Annotated in this window: 16 protein-coding genes; 14 read left to right on the plus strand and 2 right to left on the minus strand. The window is 41.5% G+C overall.

Going from position 1 to position 21648, the window contains the following annotated elements:
• Nucleotides 1-3 precede the first annotated feature (3 nt).
• From BLS35_RS01420 to BLS35_RS01485, 14 genes are all read left to right on the plus strand, one after another.
• Nucleotides 4-1083 carry a Gfo/Idh/MocA family protein gene (locus BLS35_RS01420; protein WP_090777024.1) on the plus strand — a complete coding sequence of 360 codons (1080 nt, stop codon included), beginning with the start codon at nt 4-6 and terminating at the stop codon, nt 1081-1083.
• 13 nt (nt 1084-1096) lie between these two features.
• A complete protein-coding gene (locus BLS35_RS01425) occupies nt 1097-1537 on the plus strand; it encodes a MaoC/PaaZ C-terminal domain-containing protein (protein WP_090777026.1) in 441 nt (146 codons plus the stop codon).
• A gap of 30 nt (nt 1538-1567) precedes the next feature.
• A complete protein-coding gene (gene fucP / locus BLS35_RS01430) occupies nt 1568-2884 on the plus strand; it encodes an L-fucose:H+ symporter permease (RefSeq protein ID WP_090777028.1) in 1317 nt (438 codons plus the stop codon).
• 10 nt (nt 2885-2894) lie between these two features.
• Complete coding sequence (locus BLS35_RS01435; protein WP_090777030.1) at nt 2895-6281, plus strand: glycosyl hydrolase; 3387 nt, start codon at nt 2895-2897, stop codon at nt 6279-6281.
• A 28-nt stretch (nt 6282-6309) separates the two neighbouring features.
• On the plus strand, nt 6310-8328 hold the full coding sequence (locus BLS35_RS01440) for an aceric acid hydrolase (protein ID WP_090777032.1): 2019 nt from the start codon (nt 6310-6312) through the stop codon (nt 8326-8328).
• Nucleotides 8329-8339: 11 nt separating this feature from the next.
• Entirely contained in the window at nt 8340-9584 is a 1245-nt protein-coding gene (locus BLS35_RS01445) for a ribulose-bisphosphate carboxylase large subunit family protein (protein WP_090777034.1), read from the plus strand.
• A gap of 13 nt (nt 9585-9597) precedes the next feature.
• Nucleotides 9598-10980 (plus strand): four-carbon acid sugar kinase family protein, encoded by a 1383-nt coding sequence (locus tag BLS35_RS01450; RefSeq protein WP_090777340.1) that lies wholly within the window; start codon nt 9598-9600, stop codon nt 10978-10980.
• Between the two features lie 13 nt (nt 10981-10993).
• Entirely contained in the window at nt 10994-11656 is a 663-nt protein-coding gene (locus BLS35_RS01455) for an aspartate/glutamate racemase family protein (protein WP_090777036.1), read from the plus strand.
• 6 nt (nt 11657-11662) lie between these two features.
• Nucleotides 11663-12976, plus strand: coding sequence for a bile acid:sodium symporter family protein (locus tag BLS35_RS01460; RefSeq protein ID WP_090777038.1), 1314 nt, complete (start codon nt 11663-11665; stop codon nt 12974-12976).
• Nucleotides 12963-14408 carry a sialate O-acetylesterase gene (locus BLS35_RS01465; RefSeq protein WP_090777039.1) on the plus strand — a complete coding sequence of 482 codons (1446 nt, stop codon included), beginning with the start codon at nt 12963-12965 and terminating at the stop codon, nt 14406-14408. Before BLS35_RS01460 ends, BLS35_RS01465 begins: the two co-directional genes overlap by 14 nt.
• Nucleotides 14353-16695 (plus strand): DUF5703 domain-containing protein, encoded by a 2343-nt coding sequence (locus BLS35_RS01470; RefSeq protein WP_090777041.1) that lies wholly within the window; start codon nt 14353-14355, stop codon nt 16693-16695. Before BLS35_RS01465 ends, BLS35_RS01470 begins: the two co-directional genes overlap by 56 nt.
• Before the next feature lie 99 nt (nt 16696-16794).
• Entirely contained in the window at nt 16795-18711 is a 1917-nt protein-coding gene (locus BLS35_RS01475; RefSeq protein ID WP_090777043.1) for a glycoside hydrolase family 88/105 protein, read from the plus strand.
• Nucleotides 18712-18724: 13 nt separating this feature from the next.
• Nucleotides 18725-19513 (plus strand): SDR family oxidoreductase, encoded by a 789-nt coding sequence (locus tag BLS35_RS01480; protein WP_090777045.1) that lies wholly within the window; start codon nt 18725-18727, stop codon nt 19511-19513.
• Between the two features lie 23 nt (nt 19514-19536).
• The gene (locus tag BLS35_RS01485) at nt 19537-20553 is read left to right on the plus strand and encodes a zinc-binding alcohol dehydrogenase family protein (RefSeq protein WP_090777047.1); all 1017 of its coding nucleotides are present in this window, start codon (nt 19537-19539) and stop codon (nt 20551-20553) included.
• Nucleotides 20554-20597: 44 nt separating this feature from the next.
• Here BLS35_RS01485 and BLS35_RS01490 read toward each other — a convergent pair whose 3' ends face one another.
• Both BLS35_RS01490 and BLS35_RS01495 read right to left on the minus strand, forming a co-directional pair.
• Entirely contained in the window at nt 20598-21107 is a 510-nt protein-coding gene (locus tag BLS35_RS01490; protein WP_090777049.1) for a DinB family protein, read from the minus strand.
• Nucleotides 21108-21190: 83 nt separating this feature from the next.
• Complete coding sequence (locus tag BLS35_RS01495; protein WP_090777051.1) at nt 21191-21598, minus strand: c-type cytochrome; 408 nt, start codon at nt 21596-21598, stop codon at nt 21191-21193.
• Nucleotides 21599-21648 lie beyond the last annotated feature (50 nt).

A 21648-nucleotide genomic window follows, 5' to 3' on the forward strand; every position in this document is an offset into this window, starting at 1 on the left:
TATATGGACATTATATATCAACCACAGCTACCTGAAACTATACAGCCCATTATTATTATCGGTGCTGGTGGTATTGTAGCTGATGCCCATCTTCCTGCTTATAAAAAAGCAGGTTTTAAAGTTCATGGAATTGTAAACCGCACGAAGGCAAAAGCTGAGAAATTGGCTGAGGATTTTCAAATTCCTCATGTGTATGATAGCGTGGCAGAAGCGGTAGCAAATGCACCTGAAAATACGGTTTACGACCTGACCATTATGCCTGAACAGTATCTGGATGTCTTGGCACAATTACCCGATGGAGCAGCAGTGCTGATCCAGAAACCAATGGGCGATAATTTTGATCAGGCCAAAGAAATACTGGAGCTATGCAGGAAGAAAAAACTGGTAGCAGCCATTAACTTTCAGCTTCGTTTTGCCCCATTTGTAAGCGCAGCTCGGTATATGATAGAACAGGGTATGATTGGAGAGCTGTACGATTTAGAGGTTCGGGTAACCATTAAAACACCATGGGAGATTTTTCCGCATGTGATGGTACATCCCCGTCTGGAAATTCTTTACCATAGCATCCATTATGTGGATATGCTCCGTTCTTTTTTAGGGAATCCGGAAACCGTAATGGCAAAGACTTTAAAGCATCCTGCTAAAACGCTTTCATCTTCCCGGTCTACCATTTTAATGGATTATGGAGATACTATGCATGCGGTAATCAATACCAATCATGATCATGATTTTGGAGCTCATAATCAAGAGTGTTTTATCAAATGGGAAGGTACAAAGGGAGCAATTAAGGCAAACGTAGGCTTGCTCATGGATTATCCGCATGGTATACCTGATGTGTTTGAATATTGCCTGACAGAAGAGGGCAAGGCTCCTGAATGGAAACAGGTGGAATTAGAAGGTTCATGGTTTCCAGAAGCATTTATCGGTACAATGGCCAGCTTAATGCGGTATAAGGAAGGCTCATCTGATATTCTTCATACCAGTGTGGAGGACGTAATCAATACTATGGCCGTAGTAGAAAGTGCTTATATCTCCAGCGATAAAGGTGGAGTAAAGGTAAGCGAGCAGTTGAATAACAAATAATTATTAAAAGCGCATGTATTTTAAATCGATATTTTTTGAAGATTACCAATTAGAAGAGAAGAGGATAACATTGGGACGTACGATTACAGAAACAGATTTTGTAGTTCACGCGGGCCATACAGGAGATTTTTTTCCGCACCATATGGACGAAGAATGGTGCAAAACCCAACCTTTTAAACATAGAATTGCCCACGGAACAATGATATTTAGTATTGGCATTGGGTTAACCGCATCAGAAATTAACCCTGAAGCTTTTTCTAAAGGTTACGACCGCCTTCGCTTTGTAAAACCGGTATTTATTGGTGATACGATTCATTCGGAGATTACCATTTCGGAAAAGGCAGAAGCTAAAAAGCCGGAATACGGAACAGTGACAGAGCATGTAGAAATTAAAAACCAACATGGAGAAGTGGTACTGGTTTGTGATCACCTGCTACTTGTAAAAAAGAAATAGCCCTATTAACAACCACCCTAAAACTAACATATGAACCACAATACAGAACAGGAGGCAATTGCTGTAGCAATAGATCCGGCCACAGGCATCGAAGGAGATAAGACGACGGGTAAAAAGTATCTAGTACCATTTATTCTTGTTGTAAGCTTGTTCTTTTTGTGGGGAATGGCACATAACCTTGATTCGATACTTATCCCACATTTAAAAAAGGCCTGTAATCTCAACAATAGAGAATCTACCTTAATTGATACATCAGTATTTCTTGCTTACTTCTTAATGGCCATTCCGGCAGGTATGATCCTGAAAAAATGGGGATACAAATCGACTATGATTACGGGTTTGTTAGCATTTGCCTTCGGTGCATTTCTATTTGTTCCGGCAGCAAATAACCTTTCCTATATCACTTTTCTAACTGCGCTTTTTATTATCGGCTGTGGTTTAACGCTATTGGAAACTTCAGCGAATCCTTATGCAGCTATATTGGGAAGTCCAGATAAGGCGGCATGGAGGCTTAATCTTGCTGCTACATTCAATGGTTTGGCGGCACCGCTAGCTACCATTGTTGGGCGATTTATCCTTTCAGGTAAATCCCATACACAAGATGAACTGGCAGCAATGACAGATGCAGTTAGAAACAATTACTTCCTGACGGAGGCTGCAACAGTAAAGACCCCATACATTATCTTGGGAACTGTTTTGGTTGCTGTAGCCTTGCTATTTTATTTTATGAAGCTACCTGAAGTAAAAACCATAAGTAAAGATGGCATTTCAAAAGGAAGTTTCTTAGGCGCCTTAAAACACAAGCACTTAAGATGGGCCGTGATCGCTCAGTTTTTTTATGTAGGCGCTCAAGTGTGTGTAACCAGCTTTTTTATCCGGGCTGCACAACAAGCAGGTGGATTTGACGAATATACCGCACTCTACTATCTAGGCCTTTATGGTACATTATTTCTCGTTGGACGTTTTGTTGGAACCTTATTACTTCGCTATATCTCCTCAAACAAACTATTGGCAATTTATGCCGTAATATCAGCTCTACTTAGCATTGTTGCCATTTTTGGAGATGGAGTATATGTAGTATATGCATTGGGGGGGCTCGGCTTCTTTATGTCCATTATGTTCCCAACTATTTTTGCTCTTGGGATTGATGGTATTGGTGACGATACCAAACCTGGTTCTTCCTGGCTGATCATGTCGATAGTAGGAGGCGCAATCCTTCCTTATGCCATGGGGACGTTAATTGATTTTAACGGAGATAATATTCAGATCGGTTATAGCATTCCATTGGTGTGCTATCTGATCATCTTATATTTTGGATTAAAGGGGTATAAAATTGCCCGTAAATAGAAATTAAGATATGAGGTTTAAAGGAAAAGGTGTTTTATTGATATTTGCAATCTGGTTTAAGCTGGCGGTAATTCCTGTTTATGCCCAGCAAAATGATACAACTAAACCCTGGGTGTTGTGGCATTGGATTCATGCCGGAGTTTCAAAACCTGGTATTACCGCTGATCTGGAGGCCATGAAATCCGCAGGTATTGGTGGGGCTTACTTATTGTCGATTAAAGGTGCTGATAACCCACCGATATTCAATCCACCCTCAGTGCAGCTGACTCCCCAGTGGTGGGATATGGTGACCTTTGCTATGCAGGAGGCTAAACGTTTAAATTTGAAACTTGGGATGCATGTGAGTGATGGTTTTGCCCTCGCTGGAGGCCCCTGGATCACACCTGAATTATCTATGCAAAAAGTGGTTTCAACTCGATTGAATATCAAGGAGGGCTTAGCATCTAAAATTAAATTGGAACAGCCGGAAACAAAAGAAGGCTATTATAAAGATATTGCAGTTTACGCCTATCCTTCGCCAGAAGGTACAGGTATTTCTACGCGAACTATGGTTCCTACAATAAGCACCAGCAATGGCTTAGATGCAAGCGGATTAGTTATCGCAGGAAATAAAAAGAGTTTTGGTAGCAATGAGCCTTGCTGGTTCCAGTATGCCTTTGCTCAGCCATTTACCACACGTAGCATCACCATAAAAACAGGTGGTAACAACTACCAGGCACAGCGTTTGGAAATACAGGTAAGTGATGATGGAAAGGCTTTTCGTTCTATAGGGCGACTCGATCCGCCAAGACAGGGCTGGCAGGATACGGATGCTGATTATACACATTCCATGGCGCCAGTTACAGCAAGGTATTATCGTTTTATTTACGACAAAAGAGGATCGGAGCCAGGCTCGGAAGATCTGGATGCCGCAAAGTGGAAACCTTCACTGAAATTGCTTAATCTGGAGCTCTCTGCCGAAGCCAGGATCAATCAGTTTGAAGGGAAATCTGCAGCGGTATGGCGGATCAGTAAGCGCAGTACTGCCGCGCAATTGCCTGACCAGATTTGTGTTCCATTAAATAAAATCATCGATCTGACTGCAAAATTAAATGCCGATGGCAGTTTGAACTGGAAAGCGCCAAAAGGGAACTGGACCATCTTGCGGATTGGTCATACCTCTACCGGGCATACTAATGCTACAGGTGGTGGAGGTAAAGGCTTGGAGTGCGATAAATTTAATCCGGTTGCTGTGAAATTACAGTTCGACAGTTGGTACGGTGAAGCTTTAAAAAGAGGCGGACCAGAAATTGCTTCCAAAGTTATGACTGAATTGTTTATAGACAGCTGGGAATGTGGTAGTCAGAATTGGTCGTCATTGTTTGCCTCAGAATTTAAAAAGCGTCGTGGTTATGATTTAATGCCTTATTTGCCTGTAATGTCAGGTATTCCTGTACAAAGTGCTGCCATCTCTGAAGAATTCTTATATGATTTGCGAAAAACTATCGCCGAATTGGTCGTAGACCAATTTTATAAAACTATAGTCGCACTAGCTAAGGAAAAGGGAGTAAATTTTTCAGCAGAAAGCGTGGCGCCAACTATGATTAGCGATGGATTGATGCATTATAAAGCGGTGGATGTACCTATGGGGGAGTTCTGGTTGAATAGTCCGACTCATGATAAGCCTAACGATATGATGGATGCCATTTCAGGAGCTCATATTTATGGTAAGAATATCATTCAGGCAGAGGCCTTTACTTCGATCCGAATGGACTGGTCGGAGCATCCTGGCAATATGAAAACTTTACTAGACCGGAATTATGCATTGGGTATCAATAAAATGGTTTACCATGTTTTTGCCCATAATCCATGGATGGACAGAAAACCAGGAATGACATTGGACGGTATTGGTTTGTATTTTCAACGCGATCAGACCTGGTGGAAACCGGGTAAAGCTTGGGTGAATTATGCGGAACGTGTACAAACGCTGTTACAGCAAGGAGATCCGGTCATAGATATCGCAGTTTTTACTGGAAATGAGCTACCTCGTAGATCTGTATTACCTGATCGCCTGGTATCCGTTTTGCCCGGTATCTTCGGAAAAGATGTAGTAGAAAGTGAACGTCTACGCTTGCTAAATACAGGTGAACCTTTGAGGATAAAACCAATGGGGGTAAACCATTCGGCGAACATGGCCGATTCGGAGAATTGGGTTAACTCTTTACGTGGCTATGCTTACGATTCTTTTAATCCTGATGTATTGAGTACTGCGGTTGTAAGAGATAAAAAAGTAGTTTTTAGTAGTGGTGCTAGTTATGGTGTATTGGTTATTCCTGGTAAAACGGCTATGGATCCCAATTACCAGTACATGGATTTTGAAATCGTTAAGCAATTGTTGGCACTTGTAAAAGCAGGAGCAACGGTACTTTTAAATGAGAAACCACTTTACCAATCGGGCTTGAAACAGGTTCCCGAAACTGAATTTAAAAAGGCAGTTGATGAATTGTGGGTTGCCGGTAAAAATGGTGATGGTCAGGTTCTTATTGGGCCTTATCAAGAGGAAACATTTAAGCCGTTGGGACTTGAACGCGATTTGTTTGTTGCAGAGGCTGAACAAAGTACTTATGCAAAATATATAGCGTATACGCATCGAAAAACGGATCAAAAAGATATTTACTTTATCGCCAATCAGCTAGAAAAGGATCGTGTTTTAAATTGTTCATTCCGGATAGCTGATTTAAAAACAGTACCTGAGTTTTATGATGCAGTTTCGGGTAAAACCTGGAAAGCTAGGAACTGGTCTGTTGTTGATGGAAGGTTGCAGTTAGCGATTAAATTGGATGCAAATGCATCTGTATTTGTAATTTTTGATCGCAATACTGATCAGACGAAGCCTGTTGAGGGGAAAAGCAATTGGTCTGAATTTACCACTACCCAGGTATTGGATAAGGATTGGCAGGTGACTTTTGATCCTGCATATGGTGGACCTTCGAAACCAGTACTTTTTAAGGATTTAACGGATTGGAGTTTGAATCAGGATTCCTTAATCCGCTATTATTCGGGTACAGCAATCTATAATAAAAACATAAATATCAAGTCAAAGAAAACCGACGAAGTATGGCTTGATTTAGGCGCAGTCGCTAACATTGCTGATGTGAAAATCAACAATGTTTCCTGTGGGATCGTCTGGACACCACCATATCGGGTAGAGATCAGTAAAGCATTGCGTAATGGCAACAATCAGATCAGCATTGAACTGAGTAATACCTGGGCCAATCGTTTAATTGGTGATCAACGTTTGCCTGAAAATAAACGGATTACAAAAACCAATGCACCTTACCGCCTGGAAGGTAAGCCTTTGCTAAAAGCAGGCTTACTGGGGCCGGTAACGATCCAGACTATTAAGTACTACTATTAACTGAATCATAAAAACCAAAATATAAACCATGAAAAGGATATTTATCATCTCAGTCTTGCTTTTTTCGGTACAGATGAGTCAAGCGCAGGATAAAAGCCTGGTTAACACAACTCAGAGTTTACATGTCAAACTACACAGCCCGAATATGAAGGATGTGCATTGGACTAAAGGCTTTTGGGCAGATCGTTTTAAAGTGGCCAAAGAAACTATGGTGCCAAATATGTGGGACATCTATAACGATGAGCATATCAGTCATGCTTTTAAGAATTTTGAAATTGCTGCCGGACTGGATACCGGGTCACATAAAGGTCCTTCTTTTCATGATGGTGATTACTATAAAACACTAGAGGCCATGGCTAGTATGTATGCTTCAACTCATGATAAGAAATTGGAAGCTAAGATGGATAAGGCCATTGCTGTAATCGCAAAATCACAGCGGGAAGACGGCTATATCTACACTAAGGCAATGATAGAACAGCGAAAAACAGGCTCGAACAATCAGTTTCAGGATAGGTTGAGTTTTGAAGCATACAACATTGGCCATTTAATGACTGCTGCCTGTGTGCATTATCGAGCCACGGGGAAAACCAATTTATTGGAAGTCGCTAAAAAAGCAACGGAATACCTGTACAAATTTTATCAAAAGGCATCCCCGGCACTGGCCAGAAATGCCATCTGTCCCTCTCATTATATGGGGGTGATTGAAATGTACCGAACTACTAAAGAACCGCGATATCTGGAATTGGCTAAGCATCTGATTGCCATTAAAGGGAAAATTGAAGATGGTACAGATGACAATCAAGATCGGATCCCTTTTTTACAACAAACTAAAGCCATGGGACATGCAGTAAGGGCAAATTATCTCTACGCTGGTGTGGCCGACTTGTATGCGGAAACTGGTAACGATTCCCTGATGCATGCCTTGAATTTAATGTGGGATGATGTAAACCAACACAAGATGTACATCACAGGAGGCTGTGGCTCTTTATATGATGGGACTTCTCCAGATGGTACATCCTACAACCCCGCAGAAGTTCAAAAGATCCACCAGGCTTTCGGTAGGGATTACCAGTTGCCAAACTTCACGGCTCATAATGAAACTTGTGCCAATATTGGTAATGTATTATGGAACTGGAGAATGCTGCAAATCAGTGGTGATGCAAAATATGCTGATGTAATGGAGCTAGCCCTGTACAATAGCGTACTTTCAGGTATTAGTCTGGACGGAAAGAAATTTTTATATACCAATCCTTTAAGCTATTCTGATGATCTGCCTTTTAAACAACGTTGGTCTAAAGAGCGTGTACCTTATATCGGGTTGTCAAATTGTTGCCCGCCAAACGTAGTGCGTACCATCGCAGAGGTTAGCGATTATGCTTATAGTATTTCTGATAAAGGTTTGTGGTTCAATCTTTATGGAGGCAGTACCATCCAGACCAGTTTAAGTGATGGATCGAAAGTTAGCCTTGTTCAGGAAACGAATTACCCATGGGATGGCAACATCAAAATTAGTATTAAAACAACCGAAAATAAGCCTTATTCCATGTTTTTTCGTATTCCGGGCTGGACATCTAGTGCGACTTTAAAGGTAAACGGACAAACTGAAAACCTGGTATTAACACCAGGAACTTATGCGGAATTGAACCGTAGATGGAAAGCGGGTGATCAGGTAGAACTGGTATTGCCTATGGAAGCCCAATTGGTAGAGTCAAATCCGCTTGTGGAAGAGACAAGGAACCAGGTAGCAGTTAAAAGGGGACCTGTAGTTTATTGCCTGGAATCTCAGGATTTGCCAGGTAAAAGAATCTTTAATGTCTTTATACCAGCTAAAATTGATTTGAAGGCCAGTCCTATTCAAATTGATGGAGCAAACATGATGAGTCTGGAAGGTAATGCTCAGCTTATTGAAAATAAGGACTGGAAAAATGTGCTTTATCGTCCACTCAATGAATCAAATACCACTACGGCTATCAGGTTGGTGCCTTACTTCGCCTGGGGCAATCGTGGGCATTCGGAAATGTCAGTTTGGTTACCAGTAAGTAGATAAGAACAACAGAAATGGAAAGAGTAACTGCAAAATATTATATAGAAACACCGCTTGATCTTGAAAAATCAGCTCAGGTATTGGCCGGAGAACAGTCGTCGGGAACTTTTATTGCCGTTCCCGGAGAGACCGAGGAATTGAAACAACGTTTCGCCGCTAGAGTAGAAAATATCACCGTTATGGATGTGGCAGATAGCCCTGCTATTCCGGGGGTACTTTCCTCAGGAGGAAAATACCAGCGAGCCATGATAGAGGTATCCTGGTCCATAGAGAATTTTGGCTATAACCTGCCTGTTTTGGTATCAACTTTACAGGGGAATCTTTATGAACTAACCCAGTTTACCGGTTTAAAACTTATGGACCTGGAACTTCCTGGCTCTTATGCCCATGCTTTTAAAGGACCAAAGTTTGGCATTGAGGGCTGTAGGAAGCTGACAGGAGTTTACGGTAGACCATTGATTGGTACGATCATTAAGCCGAGCGTCGGCATGACACCCGAACAAACAGCCGTGCTGGTTAACACATTGGCAAAGGCTGGTATTGACTTTGTGAAGGATGATGAGTTATTAGGCTCTTCTGCCAATTCTCCATTCGATAAGCGTGTGGATGCGGTAATGGATGTGATCAATAGACATGCAGATCAAACTGGTAAAAAGGTGATGTATGCTTTTAATATTAGTGATGATATCGACCAGATGCAGCGCAATTATGAAAAGGTACTCCACTCTGGGGGAACTTCTGTAATGATTAGCCTGAATAGTGTAGGGCTGTCTGGCGTAAAGAAAATAGGAGATATGGGCGAACTGGCTATACACGGTCACCGCAATGGTTGGGGCATGCTCAATCGTCATCCTTTACTGGGGATTGAATTTCCTGCTTACCAGAAATTATGGAGATTGGCAGGTGTAGATCAGATTCATGTCAATGGGATTCAGAATAAGTTCTGGGAATCAGATGATTCAGTAGTTAAATCTATTGAAGCTTGTCTGACACCCCTGTTAGGTGGCTATTCGGTACTGCCAGTGGTGTCTTCCGGACAATGGGGAGGCCAGGCACCTGAAACTTATCGACGCACTAAAACTGTCGATTTGCTGTATATGGCAGGCGGCGGTATTATGGCTCATCCTGATGGACCAGCTGGAGGAGTTGTTGCTTTGCAACAAGCCTGGCAGGCAGCAGTTGATGGTTTGTCGGTAGCCGAAGCCGCGTCAAAATACCTGGAGTTTGGTCATTCCGTATCAGTATTTGGTAAAAAATAACCGTAAGGGAGACATGGAAAATAACCGCTTACTTATTGCTTTTTATGGGGATGATTTTACCGGATCAACGGATGCACTGGAATTTTTAAGTAGAGCTGGCATCAAAACAGTTTTGTTTATTGAAGCCCCCTCAACAGCGCAACTATCACGTTACCCGGGATTGCAAGCCATCGGTGTAGCAGGTAAGAGTCGTACGCTTTCGCCAGTTGAAATGGAAGTGGAGCTAAGGCCTGCGTTTACTGCATTGCAGAAACTCAACCCACGCCACGTGCACTATAAAGTTTGCTCAACCTTCGATTCATCGCCAGCTATTGGTAGCATTGGTAAGGCAATCGATATTGGTACATCTGTATTTAAGACGGCAGTTGTTCCATTACTGGCAGCAGCACCACACTTGGGACGGTATGGCTTATTTGGCAACCTTTTCGCCCGCATGGGCATAGGAAGTGAGGGCGAAATTTATCGTTTGGATAGGCATCCTTCCATGCGCAATCACCCAACAACGCCGGCGGATGAAAGTGATATTCGTCTACATCTAGGTAAACAAACCGATAAAAAAATAGGCTTATTTAATATCCTTGAACTGCATAAATACCAGAAACAGGTTTTTAATCCCGATTTTTCAGCATATGAAATTGTATTATTTGATGCACTTGTAGAAGAAGAACTCAAAAGTATAGGACAGCTGATAGATGGGCAAGCTGGGGATGAACACATTGTCTTTTCTGCAGGATCCTCAGCTATAGAAATGGCTTTGGGAAATCACTGGCAGGAGACCGGTGTGCTACAGGAGCATGAAGAATGGAAACTTATTAAAGCTGATGGGCCTGTATTGGTTGCCTCGGGAAGTTGTTCTTCGGTGACTTCTGAACAGATCCGTTATGCCTTGAATCACGGTTTTACAGAATTGGCAATTGATACAGTGACGTTAGCGTCGCAATTGGTTGGTAATGATCTTTCTATGGAGACTGTCTCTATCAAATCTGCAGCTGAAAAGTATGCGCAGAAAGTTATTGGATTAATCAAAGAAGGGAAAAAACCTTTGGTTCATACCAGTCTGGGTAATGATGATCCCCGTGTGGCCGATACGGATAAAATATTTAGAGAGAAAGGCTTTGGTAAGACTGCCACAGCCCAATTGTATGGCCAGCTGCTTGGTCAGATTGCAAGGCTAACGGCAGAAAATACTGACCTTAAAAGAATCATTATTGCCGGTGGGGATACCTCAAGCTATGCGGCCAGGGCGATGGGGATAGAGGCCGTTGAGATGATAGCCCCACTCTCGCCCGGAGCACCTTTGTGTCGTGCTTATGCCCCTGGATCTGCTGTTGATCAGTTGCAGCTAGTCTTTAAAGGGGGACAAGTCGGAAAAGAAGATTTTTTAACATTAACCTAATATAACCTAAAATATGAAAGCTAAAACATTAGGACTTGTCCACACCTCAGCTACATTAGTTCCTGTTTTTCAGAAACTTTGCAGTGATTATCTGCCAGGCGTAAACGTGTTTAATATAGTAGATGATAGTCTGATTAAAGATGTCATTAGCCGCAATGAACTAACGAAATTAACTTCCAGAAGGGTAGTAGATCACGTCGCCTCAGCAGAAGCTGCCGGTGCAGATTTTATTCTGGTTACCTGCTCTTCTATAGGTGCAGCCATCGAAGCTGCTGCTGCTTTAACTGGTGTTCCGGTTTTAAGAGTAGATCAGCCTATGGCCGACCTTGCAGTGAAAACAGGTAAAAAGATAGGGGTGATCGCAACATTGCCTACTACACTTGGTCCAACAAGTGATCTGGTTAAACGTCGTGCAGCAATTGCAGGTAAAGAAATAGAGCTGACTTCAACATTATGCGAAGGCGCATTTGAAGCGCTAATGGGTGGACAGCCGGAAAAGCATGATGAAATGGTGGCTAAAGCACTGATCGAACTTTCTACAAAAGTTGATGTAATTGTACTTGCTCAAGCTTCAATGTCGCGCGTGGTTGATGGATTGCCTGATACGGAAAAACGCGTGCCGATACTGGCAAGTCCGACCCTTGCAATTCAACACATTGCTGATCTCTTTAAGTAGAACATCATGTATAATTTTCGCAGATTATGTCTGCTGTTGGCGCTGATTGCATTTGTAGTGCTACTGGCTGGTCTTTTTAGATCAGATCCTACACTATGGCAACCCGCTGCAGTAGTGATGGCCGTAACAGTCGCCATAGGGATTGGCGCCCTGGAAGCCTTGAAAAATTATCAGTATACCGCCTGGATCATTACTGCTGTAGTTGCAGGAATGATTTATCCTGCTGCTTTTTTGAAATGGGGCGAGTTTGACCTCCGTAACAAATGGCTCATCCTTGTGGTGGTGCAAATGGTGATGTTTGGTATGGGGATACACATGAGCCTTCGTGATTTTACTGGCTTGGGTAGCACAGGAAAAGGGGTTGTAATTGGCTTGTTGTGTCATTTTACCATTATGCCATTAATGGGGTATATGTTAACACGTGTGTTTCATTTTGAGACTGAAATTGCAGCGGGAATCATCTTAATTGGTTCCTGTTCTAGCGGTTTAGCTTCTAATGTAATGGTTTATATAGCTCGTGCAAATCTCGTATTATCAGTTGCTGTTACCGCAATGGCCACGCTGATTGCGCCATTTTTGACGCCCTTGCTGATGAAATTACTGGCGGGTACGCTGATTGAGATTAAATTCTTCAATATGATGATGGAGATCATTAAGATTGTGATCGTTCCTATTGGTGCGGCACTGGTTCATGATTACTTGAAAAGGGCAACGCCGAAAAGCTGGAAGCGGATTAAACTGATTGCTGCGGTATGTGTGCTTTGGTTACTGGCTCTACCTTTAGGAATGTGGAGTGGGCTTGAACGTGTCTTTTCTACTGAGGGTATGGAATCCGTTGAGATCCTGAGCTTTTTTGCTGGTGCATTTCTGGTAGGATTGATTTATCACTTATTTACATTGAAATTTAGTAATCTGGATCAGCTGATGCCTTATATTTCTATGTTTGGTATTGTTTATTTTACAACAGTTACTACAGCTGCTGGTAGAGATAACCTGTTAAAAGTCGGTTTTATTTTGTTTCTTGCATCTGTGATCCATAATGCGGCTGGTTACCTTTTTGGTTATTTGTTGAGCCGGATATTTGGTCTGGATAAGAGATCATCAAGGACTGTTGCCTTCGAAGTTGGTTTACAGAATGGAGGTATGGCTTCAGGATTGGCAGGTTCCATGGGTAAATTGGGAACTGTGGGGCTTGCGGCAGCTGTATTTAGTCCATGGATGAACATTTCCGGGTCAATCCTGGCTAATTACTGGAGAAAACAGGCCTTAAAAGAAGAAGAACTAGAAAAAACAAGTCAGAAAATATATGAAGAAGCTTAAAAATATCATTTCAAGATCAGCCACCGCATTACTTCTTGTCTTTTGCGCTGGTTCTTCCTTTGCTGAGGTAAAACCAGCATCCATTTTTACGGACCATATGGTACTTCAGCAGAAAGCTGATGTTGCGGTATGGGGTTGGGCAAAAAACAATAGCCTGGTTACTTTGATTCCATCCTGGGACAAAAAGAAATATACTGTAAAAGCAGATGTTAATGGCAAGTGGAAGCTGAAGATAGCGACTCCAAAGGCGGGTGGGCCATATGAAGTGACGATAAGTGATGGGAAGGCGATCACCCTGAAAGATATTTTGATTGGCGAGGTTTGGTTTTGTGGCGGACAATCGAACATGGAAATGCCTATGAAAGGGTTTAAAGCGCAACCAATTTTGGGCTCTAATGAGCTGATTTTGAAATCTTCGAATTCACAAATTCGATTGTATACTGTGCCACGTTCATCTATAACAGAAAGACAAGATAATAGCAAGCCTTCCGACTGGAAACTTGCCGGACCAGAAGCAGTGTCGAGCTTTAGTGCAACAGCCTATTATTTTGGTAAATTATTGAGCGAAATGTTAAACGTTCCGGTTGGACTGATTAACGATAGTTATGGTGGTTCAACAATAGAAGCATGGATGTCGCCCGAATTGTTAAAGTCATTTCCAGAAGTTAAAATCCCTTCAAAAGGGGATTCAATTAAAGAAGTCAGTCGCACACCAACTACGTTGTACAATGGCATGTTGTATCCAGCCATTGGTTATGGTATTCGTGGAGCGATTTGGTACCAGGGAGAGTCAAATCAGGAGCGTCCTGACAGATACGAAGATTTGTTCCCGGCCATGGTGAAGGAATGGCGGAATGTATGGGGAATGGGGGACTTCCCTTTTTATTATGCACAGATTGCACCCTATAAATATGCAAAAGATCCAACTCAGAGTGATAAGAAATCTAATTCAGCATTTATCAGGGATGCACAGCGAAAATCACTAAGTAAAATATCCAATTCCGGAATGGCGGTGTTAATGGATGTTGGAGAAGAACGATCTATTCATCCAGCAAATAAAGAAAAGGGAGGAGTACGCTTGGCTTACCTGGCGTTGGGCAATACCTATGGCATTAAAGGTTTCAGCTATGCAAGTCCTGAGTATGAGTCAATGACTGTTAATGATGGTGTTGCAGTCCTAAAATTTCAGAATGTAGCTAATGGTCTTACCTCATTTGGAAAGCCTTTGTCGCTGTTTGAAATTGCTGGAGAGGATAAGGTATTTTATCCTGCAAAAGCAGTACTTTCTGGAAGTAGTATAAAGGTTTCAGCTGAAGCCGTTAAAGCCCCGGTAGCAGTGCGTTATGCTTTTAAAGATTTTGTAATTGGCGATTTATATGGAAATGAAGGCTTACCAGTTTCCTCATTTAGAACGGATGATTGGGAAAAGTAAATTTCTTTTTATTTGGATCATGATCTCCAGCTGCTTATGGACTGCGAATGCACAAAATAAGCAAGCTGAGACTAATCTGGTATGGAACAGTCAGAGCGAAGACGCTGCAGGCTCTATGCCTTGTGGTGGGGGCGACATTGGTCTGAATGTTTGGGTGGAAAAGGGAGAACTGCTTTTTTACATTTCCAGAAGTGGAACCTTCGACGAAAACAATACTTTGTTAAAACTTGGACGGGTAAGACTTAAGTTAAGCCCTAATCCTTTCGAGGCAGGTAGTACTTTTAAACAAGAACTGGTTTTAAAAGAGGGCTATGTAAAGGTAACTGGCACAAAAGCTGGATTACAGACGGAAGTAAAAGTTTGGGTTGATGTTTTTAAACCCATCATTCATCTTGAATTAAAAAGTAACCAAAAGACTTTTGCTGAGGCTGGTTTTGAAAGCTGGCGAAATGAAGATCGCTTGACGAAGGGAAAAGAAAACAACCAAAACTCCTATAAATGGGCACCGAAGGGCGAAGTGAAAACCTTTAAAGACAGCATTGCCTTTAAAAACAACGGATTATTGTTTTTCCATCAGAACAAAGACTTTTCTGTTTTTGATGTTACAGTGAAGCAACAAGGAATGGACAGCGTTAAGGATAAATTGTTTAATCCGCTAAAGCACCTGGTATTTGGAGGCTCAATGCAAGGAGAAGGCTTGGTCCCCTCAGGAACTTACACTGGTAGTTATTCGGGAATACCCTTTAAAGGCTGGAAACTAAAAAATGCCAAGGCTTTAAATATCATCAATATTGCGATCACATTGCATACCGCAAAAACCCCGTATATCAACAATTGGGAAAGCGAATTAAGAAAGACAGCAGCCATTAAAAATAAACAAGCATTTGAAGCCACTAAAAACTGGTGGAAGAGTTACTGGGAACGCAGCTTTATAGAAATGAGCAGCCAACAGCAGCCCTTAGTTGCACAAGCAGGAAAGAACTATCAGTTGTTTCGTTATATGTTGGGTTGCAATGCTTTTGGAACTTATCCCACTAAATTTAATGGGGGCTTGTTTACCTACGATCCGGGATTGGTAGATTCAACATTAAAATATACCCCTGATTTTAGAAACTGGGGTGGAGGAACGCATACGGCACAAAACCAACGACTGGTATACTGGCCAATGCTGAAAACTGGGGATGTAGAAATGATGAAGCCACAGTTTGATTTTTATACAAATCTATTGCGTAATGCGGAGCTGCGAACGGAGCTTTATTGGGGGCATAAGGGGGCAAGCTTTACCGAGCAACTAGAGAACTTTGGTTTGCCAAATCCTGCTGAGTATGGTTGGAAACGACCTGCAGGTTACGATAAAGGTATGGAATACAATGCCTGGCTGGAATACGAATGGGATACCGTACTGGAGTTTTGTATGATGATGTTGGAAACCGAAAGCTATACGGGAAAAGATGTAAAACCATACCTTCCATTTATAGAAAGTTGTCTTAACTTTTTTGATGCGCATTACAGCTATTTAGCTAAGCAAAGGGGTAGTAAAGCACTGGATGGCAATGGTCATTTGGTTTTGTACCCAGGATCTGCAGCAGAGACTTATAAGATGAGCTATAATGCGACATCTACCATTGCCGCATTGAAAACCGTATTGGGCCGTTTGTTGGAGCTTAAAGGGCTCTCTGAAGGGCAAAGGGAAACATGGTCTGCAATGTTAAAACGTATTCCGCCAATTAGCTTCAGAGCGTTTGAGGGACATCCAACGATTGCTCCGGCTAAAGTATGGGAAAGGATAAATAATACGGAAAGTCCACAATTATACCCTGTTTATCCATGGGGGATTTATGGAGTTGGCAAACCTGGATTGGACACCGCTATCAACACTTTTAAATACGATACAGACGTCTTGAAATTTAAGAGCCATGTGGGCTGGAAGCAGGATAACATTTTTGCGGCAAGATTGGGCTTGGTAAAAGAAGCGGCCGAATTGACCTTGTTGAAATTAAAAGATTCTGGCAGAAGGTTTCCCGCATTTTGGGGACCAGGGTTTGATTGGGTGCCAGATCACAATTGGGGAGGTTCCGGGATGATTGGCTTACAGGAAATGCTATTGCAAGACCATGAGGGAAAGATCTTCTTATTTCCAGCATGGCCCAAAGAATGGGATGTTCATTTTAAACTGCATGCTCCTCAGCGAACTACGATAGAGGCTGTATTGGAGAATGGAAAGGTAGAATTGTTAAAAGTAATACCCGAATCGAGACGGAAAGATATCGTGATTTTAGTAAAATAAGGTTTTGGCAACGATTGCGTATTTATTTTGGAGGGATTACTAAAATCACTGTTTAAAACTATGTAGAATTGTATTGAAACCATTTATAACACAACAAGTATGAAAATGAGACCTTTTATATTTAGCTTGATTGCCTTCGTTATGACGGCTCCACTGGCTAATGCGCAAGATGCCAAAATGAAGACTAAGCCTTTATCTGATCAGATGGCGGCTACTGTAATGGAAGTATGGAAGGAAAGATCCAAAAAATGGTCATATGATGATGGAGTTGTCCAAGATGGAATGAATGAGATCTGGAGAAGAACCGGTAATGCGGTATACTTCAAATATGTTCAAAGTAAAATGGATGAGTTTATTTCGCCTGAAGGTGTGATAGATACTTATAGTCAGGATCATTTTAACATTGATAACGTAAAAAATGGTACGGTTTTGCTTGATTTATACAAAGTAACCGGACAACAAAAATATTTCAAAGCAGCAACCATATTATGGGAGCAATTGCAAAAACACCCGAGAACAAAAGAAGGCGGTTTCTGGCATAAAAAAATATATCCAAATCAGATGTGGTTGGATGGATTGTACATGGGACAGCCTTTCTATGCTGAATATGCCGCACTAATTAACAATAAACCAGCTTTTGATGACATTGCGAACCAATTCATTTTTATGGAGAAAAATGCCAGGGATGCAAAGACTGGATTGTTGTATCATGGTTGGGATGAATCAAAAGTAGAGCGTTGGGCTGACCCTAAAACAGGTTTGTCACCACATATTTGGGCCAGAGCAATGGGTTGGTATGCCATGGCATTGGTAGATGTGTTGGATAATTTCCCTAAGGATCATCCGAAAAGAAAAGAACTGATTAATATCTTGAACCGATTGTCAACTGCTATCAAAAGGGTACAGAACAATAAAACCGGCGTATGGTATGATATTTTAGACCGTCCAAATGATAAAGGCAATTACTTTGAATCTTCGGCTTCTGCCATGTTTGTGTATGCTATCGCTAAAGGCGTAAGAATGCAATACTTGCCACAATCGTATTTTGCCGTAGCTGATAAGGGATACAAAGGAATGCAACAAGAATTTGTTGAACAGCGTGCGGAAAATATGGTGAACCTTAAAGGGACTGTTACCGTATCTGGCCTAGGAGGCAAACCTTATCGTGATGGTAGCTACGCCTACTATTTAAGTGAAAAAGTAATCACCAATGATCCTAAAGGTGTAGGTGCCTTTTTAAAAGCGATCAACGAAATGGAAATTGCAGCTATGCCTAAACCAGGTTTAGGGAAGACTGTAGTATTGGATTCGTATTTTAATAATGAGACCAAGAAAGACCAAAGTGGTAATGTAGTTTCATGGCATTACAAATGGGAAGAAATGTCTAATGGTGGTTTTTCTATGTGGGGAGAGCAGTTTAACAATGCAGGTTTTAAAACTTCAACATTATACAATGCGCCTACAGCAGCGAATCTTAAAAATGCTTCGGTTTATATCATCGTAGATCCTGATACACAAAAAGAAAGTCCTAAGCCTAATTTTATTGGTGCCAATGACATTAAGAATATTACGGATTGGGTTAAAGCAGGTGGTGTCTTGATATTGATGGGGAATGATACCGGAAATGTAGAGTTTGATCATTTTAACCAGCTGGCTAAGAACTTCGGTGTTCAATTTAACAAAGACAGCAAGGGCCGTGTAGTTGGTAATAAGTTCGAAATGGGCAAGGCGATTGTGCCTGCAGGCAATGAACTCTTTAAAACTGCGGAACAATTATACATCAAGGAATATAGCACGTTAAAACTAGTGGCACCGGCTAAATCTGTGCTTAAAGATAAGGATGGAAATAATATGATGGCTGTTGCGAAACTAGGCAAAGGTTCTGTATTCGTTATTGGTGATCCATGGTTATACAATGAGTATGTAGATGGAAGAAAGTTGCCTGCTGAATATGATAACTTTAAAGCGGGACAGGACTTGGTGAATTGGGTTGGTAAACAGTTTATAAAGAGATAATTTTTAGATCAATATGGATTTGCAATTAAAAGATAAGGTAATCATAGTAACTGGTGGTGCCAAAGGGATAGGAAAAGCAACTGCACAGGCATTTGCTGCTGAAGGCGCCATTGCTATCATTGTGGGTAGAAAGGAAGCGGATAACCTGAAAGTAGTAGAAGAAATTATGACTGCGGGTGGCAAAGCTGTACAGGTTGCCGCTGAATTGAGCGATCCGGATGCTTGTGAAAATGCGGTAAAAGCTATCATTAGTCAGTTTGGAAGAATTGATGGCCTGGTAAATAATGCAGGAGTAAATGATGGTGTGGGACTGGAGCATGGTAATTATAAAGACTTTATGGCTTCTTTACATAGGAATGTTGTTCACTATTATTTAATGGCGCATTTTGCTTTGCCTGAATTGATTAAAAGCAAGGGTGCTATTGTAAATATCACCTCTAAAACTGCCGAGACTGGACAGGGAAACACTTCGGCGTATGCAGCCGCAAATGGCGGTAGAAATGCATTGACAAGAGAGTGGGCCGTAGAATTGTTGAAACATGGCATCAGGGTAAATGCAGTCGTAGTAGCAGAATGTTGGACTCCTGCTTACGAAACCTGGATTGAAACCCTGCCAGATGCAGAACAGAAATTAAAAGAGATCACTTCAAAAATACCATTTGAAAACAGAATGACTACGGCACAAGAAATAGCTGATATGGCTGTGTTTTTGATGTCGGGAAGGTCAAGCCATACCACAGGTCAAATCATTCATGTGGATGGGGGATATGTACATCTGGACAGGGCTTTGGCCAATGCTTAATGCGATAAACTTAGAAGAAATAAATGAAAACACTAGTTTGCACTACACCAGGAACATTTGAATACGCTACAGCTGAAAAGCCAGTATTAACTTCTGGCAATGCAATTATAAAAATTAAACGAATCGGTATCTGTGGTACGGATTTACATGCTTTTGAAGGTACTCAACCCTTTTTTAGTTATCCAAGGATTTTAGGTCACGAACTTTCGGGCGAGCTGCAAGAGTTTGATGGAGCTGAAGGTTTTGAAAAAGGAGAAGCTGTTACATTCATACCTTATTTTAATTGTGGTGTATGCATTGCATGTAGGTCAGGTAAGCCCAATTGTTGCACGGATATTAAAGTCTGTGGTGTACATGTAGATGGCGGAATGGCCGAATACCTTTCTGTTCCTTCACATACACTGATTCATGGTGAAGGCTTAAGCTTTGATGAACTGGCATTGGTTGAACCATTGGCTATCGGAGCTCATGGTGTGCGTAGAGCAGCTATAGAAAAGGATGAATTTGTGTTGGTAATAGGAGCTGGTCCCATAGGCCTGGGAACGATGGAGTTTGCCAGAATTGCCGGAGCAAAAGTGATTGCACTTGATATTAATGATGCACGGTTGCAGTTTTGCAAGGATAGACTGAAAGTACCCTATGTAGTGAATGCGCTTGCTACAGACGTTTTAGGGCAATTGAAAGCGATTACCGGTGGTGATATGCCGACAGTAGTGATAGATGCTACAGGAAGCTTAAAAGCGATTAATAATGCCTTTCAGTATATGGCACATGGTGCTCGTTTTGTGCTTATTGGCTTGCAGAAGGAAAATATTTCCTTTAGTCACCCTGAGTTTCATAAACGTGAAGCCACTCTGATGAGCAGTAGAAATGCAACAAGGGCTGATTTTGAACATGTAATTGCTGCTATGAAAGCTGGTCTGGTAAATCCAACCACTTACATCACCCATAAAGTTCAATTTGCTGAAGTAAAAGATGAATTTCAAAGCTGGCTTGATCCTGCGAATGGGGTGATCAAAGCAATGGTTGAAGTGGAATAATTATAGGAGCCAATTAGTTTTCGGACTAATTGGCTCCAGTAAATTTAGTCTCTATTCCAAAATGCAGGTGGCTCTATACCTAAGCTGCGTAAATAAACGGTACCCTGTGCACGGTGGTGAATCTCGTTGTCAATAAAATATAGAATGGTTGAAAAAACCTGGCCTTCATATTGACCAAAAGCTAATACAACTTCTTGAAACCGGGCGTCAGAAATTTCTGGCCAAAATGCAATAATCTCTTCGGTTGATTGATCCAATAATTTAAGTAGTCCATCCTTAGACTGATCTTCCTTGTTTATGGAATGATTATTAATGTTGCCAGCATGTTCCCAGTTGTCGGTTGCAATTCCCCTTATGCCAGGACCTGAAATATCTATGATTTCCTTTATCATTGTAGCGAATGGACGCATACCGCCAATGCTATAATCAAATAACTTATCTTCAGGAAAGGCTTCAATTACTCGTCTGGTAAGGCGACGGTGGCCTAGCCATTCATTCAATAAGTTTTCAGTAGAAACGAATAACGTAGTTTCGGTGTTGGTTGTCGTTGTCATAATCTTATTTTTATGGGTTATGTGTTTTTCTAATACAAAGAAAACACGGCCCACTGACAACCCTATGGCAGTGTGTTTTTTATTTAAATTTTAATCGTTACGGGCTCTTCTTTTCCGTTATGACAGCTTGCGCAAGAGATATTGGTTAATTTTCCTTCTTTGTCTTTTTCGTGGAAATACTTTTTGTTGACCTTGTTAGTCATTCTCATCATATTCCTTGCAACCTCTTTTTTAGGATTTTCATCACTGGCAAAATCAAGTTTTTTAGGATTGTCTTTGCGAGGAGCATGACAGTAGTTACATTTTACGCCCAATGCAAGTTTAAAGCCGTCCATAACTTTATCAAGATCATCATGGCTGATGTTCTTTGGAAGCACTTTAAGATTTGTAGCTTTCGGTTCCTGTTTAGGTTCTTGCTGTGGCATAAAAGCACTTAGCATCACAACCGTACCTAATAATAAAGAAAAAGTAATCGTCTTTTTATAGCGCATAACAAATGGTTTAATGTATATATTAAACCAATATAGCCAGATTAGATTAA

Origin of the sequence: Pedobacter sp. ok626 (assembly GCF_900100435.1) — a bacterium.
In the GTDB taxonomy this organism is placed as follows: Bacteria; Bacteroidota; Bacteroidia; order Sphingobacteriales; family Sphingobacteriaceae; genus Pedobacter.

Coding starts and splice junctions, on each gene's coding strand:
- BLS35_RS01420 (WP_090777024.1), top strand. CDS start 4: ATGGACATTATATATCAACCACAGCTACCTGAAACTATACAGCCCATT.
- BLS35_RS01425 (WP_090777026.1), top strand. CDS start 1,097: ATGTATTTTAAATCGATATTTTTTGAAGATTACCAATTAGAAGAGAAG.
- fucP (WP_090777028.1), top strand. CDS start 1,568: ATGAACCACAATACAGAACAGGAGGCAATTGCTGTAGCAATAGATCCG.
- BLS35_RS01435 (WP_090777030.1), top strand. CDS start 2,895: ATGAGGTTTAAAGGAAAAGGTGTTTTATTGATATTTGCAATCTGGTTT.
- BLS35_RS01440 (WP_090777032.1), top strand. CDS start 6,310: ATGAAAAGGATATTTATCATCTCAGTCTTGCTTTTTTCGGTACAGATG.
- BLS35_RS01445 (WP_090777034.1), top strand. CDS start 8,340: ATGGAAAGAGTAACTGCAAAATATTATATAGAAACACCGCTTGATCTT.
- BLS35_RS01450 (WP_090777340.1), top strand. CDS start 9,598: ATGGAAAATAACCGCTTACTTATTGCTTTTTATGGGGATGATTTTACC.
- BLS35_RS01455 (WP_090777036.1), top strand. CDS start 10,994: ATGAAAGCTAAAACATTAGGACTTGTCCACACCTCAGCTACATTAGTT.
- BLS35_RS01460 (WP_090777038.1), top strand. CDS start 11,663: ATGTATAATTTTCGCAGATTATGTCTGCTGTTGGCGCTGATTGCATTT.
- BLS35_RS01465 (WP_090777039.1), top strand. CDS start 12,963: ATGAAGAAGCTTAAAAATATCATTTCAAGATCAGCCACCGCATTACTT.
- BLS35_RS01470 (WP_090777041.1), top strand. CDS start 14,353: ATGGAAATGAAGGCTTACCAGTTTCCTCATTTAGAACGGATGATTGGG.
- BLS35_RS01475 (WP_090777043.1), top strand. CDS start 16,795: ATGAAAATGAGACCTTTTATATTTAGCTTGATTGCCTTCGTTATGACG.
- BLS35_RS01480 (WP_090777045.1), top strand. CDS start 18,725: ATGGATTTGCAATTAAAAGATAAGGTAATCATAGTAACTGGTGGTGCC.
- BLS35_RS01485 (WP_090777047.1), top strand. CDS start 19,537: ATGAAAACACTAGTTTGCACTACACCAGGAACATTTGAATACGCTACA.
- BLS35_RS01490 (WP_090777049.1), bottom strand. CDS start 21,107: ATGACAACGACAACCAACACCGAAACTACGTTATTCGTTTCTACTGAA.
- BLS35_RS01495 (WP_090777051.1), bottom strand. CDS start 21,598: ATGCGCTATAAAAAGACGATTACTTTTTCTTTATTATTAGGTACGGTT.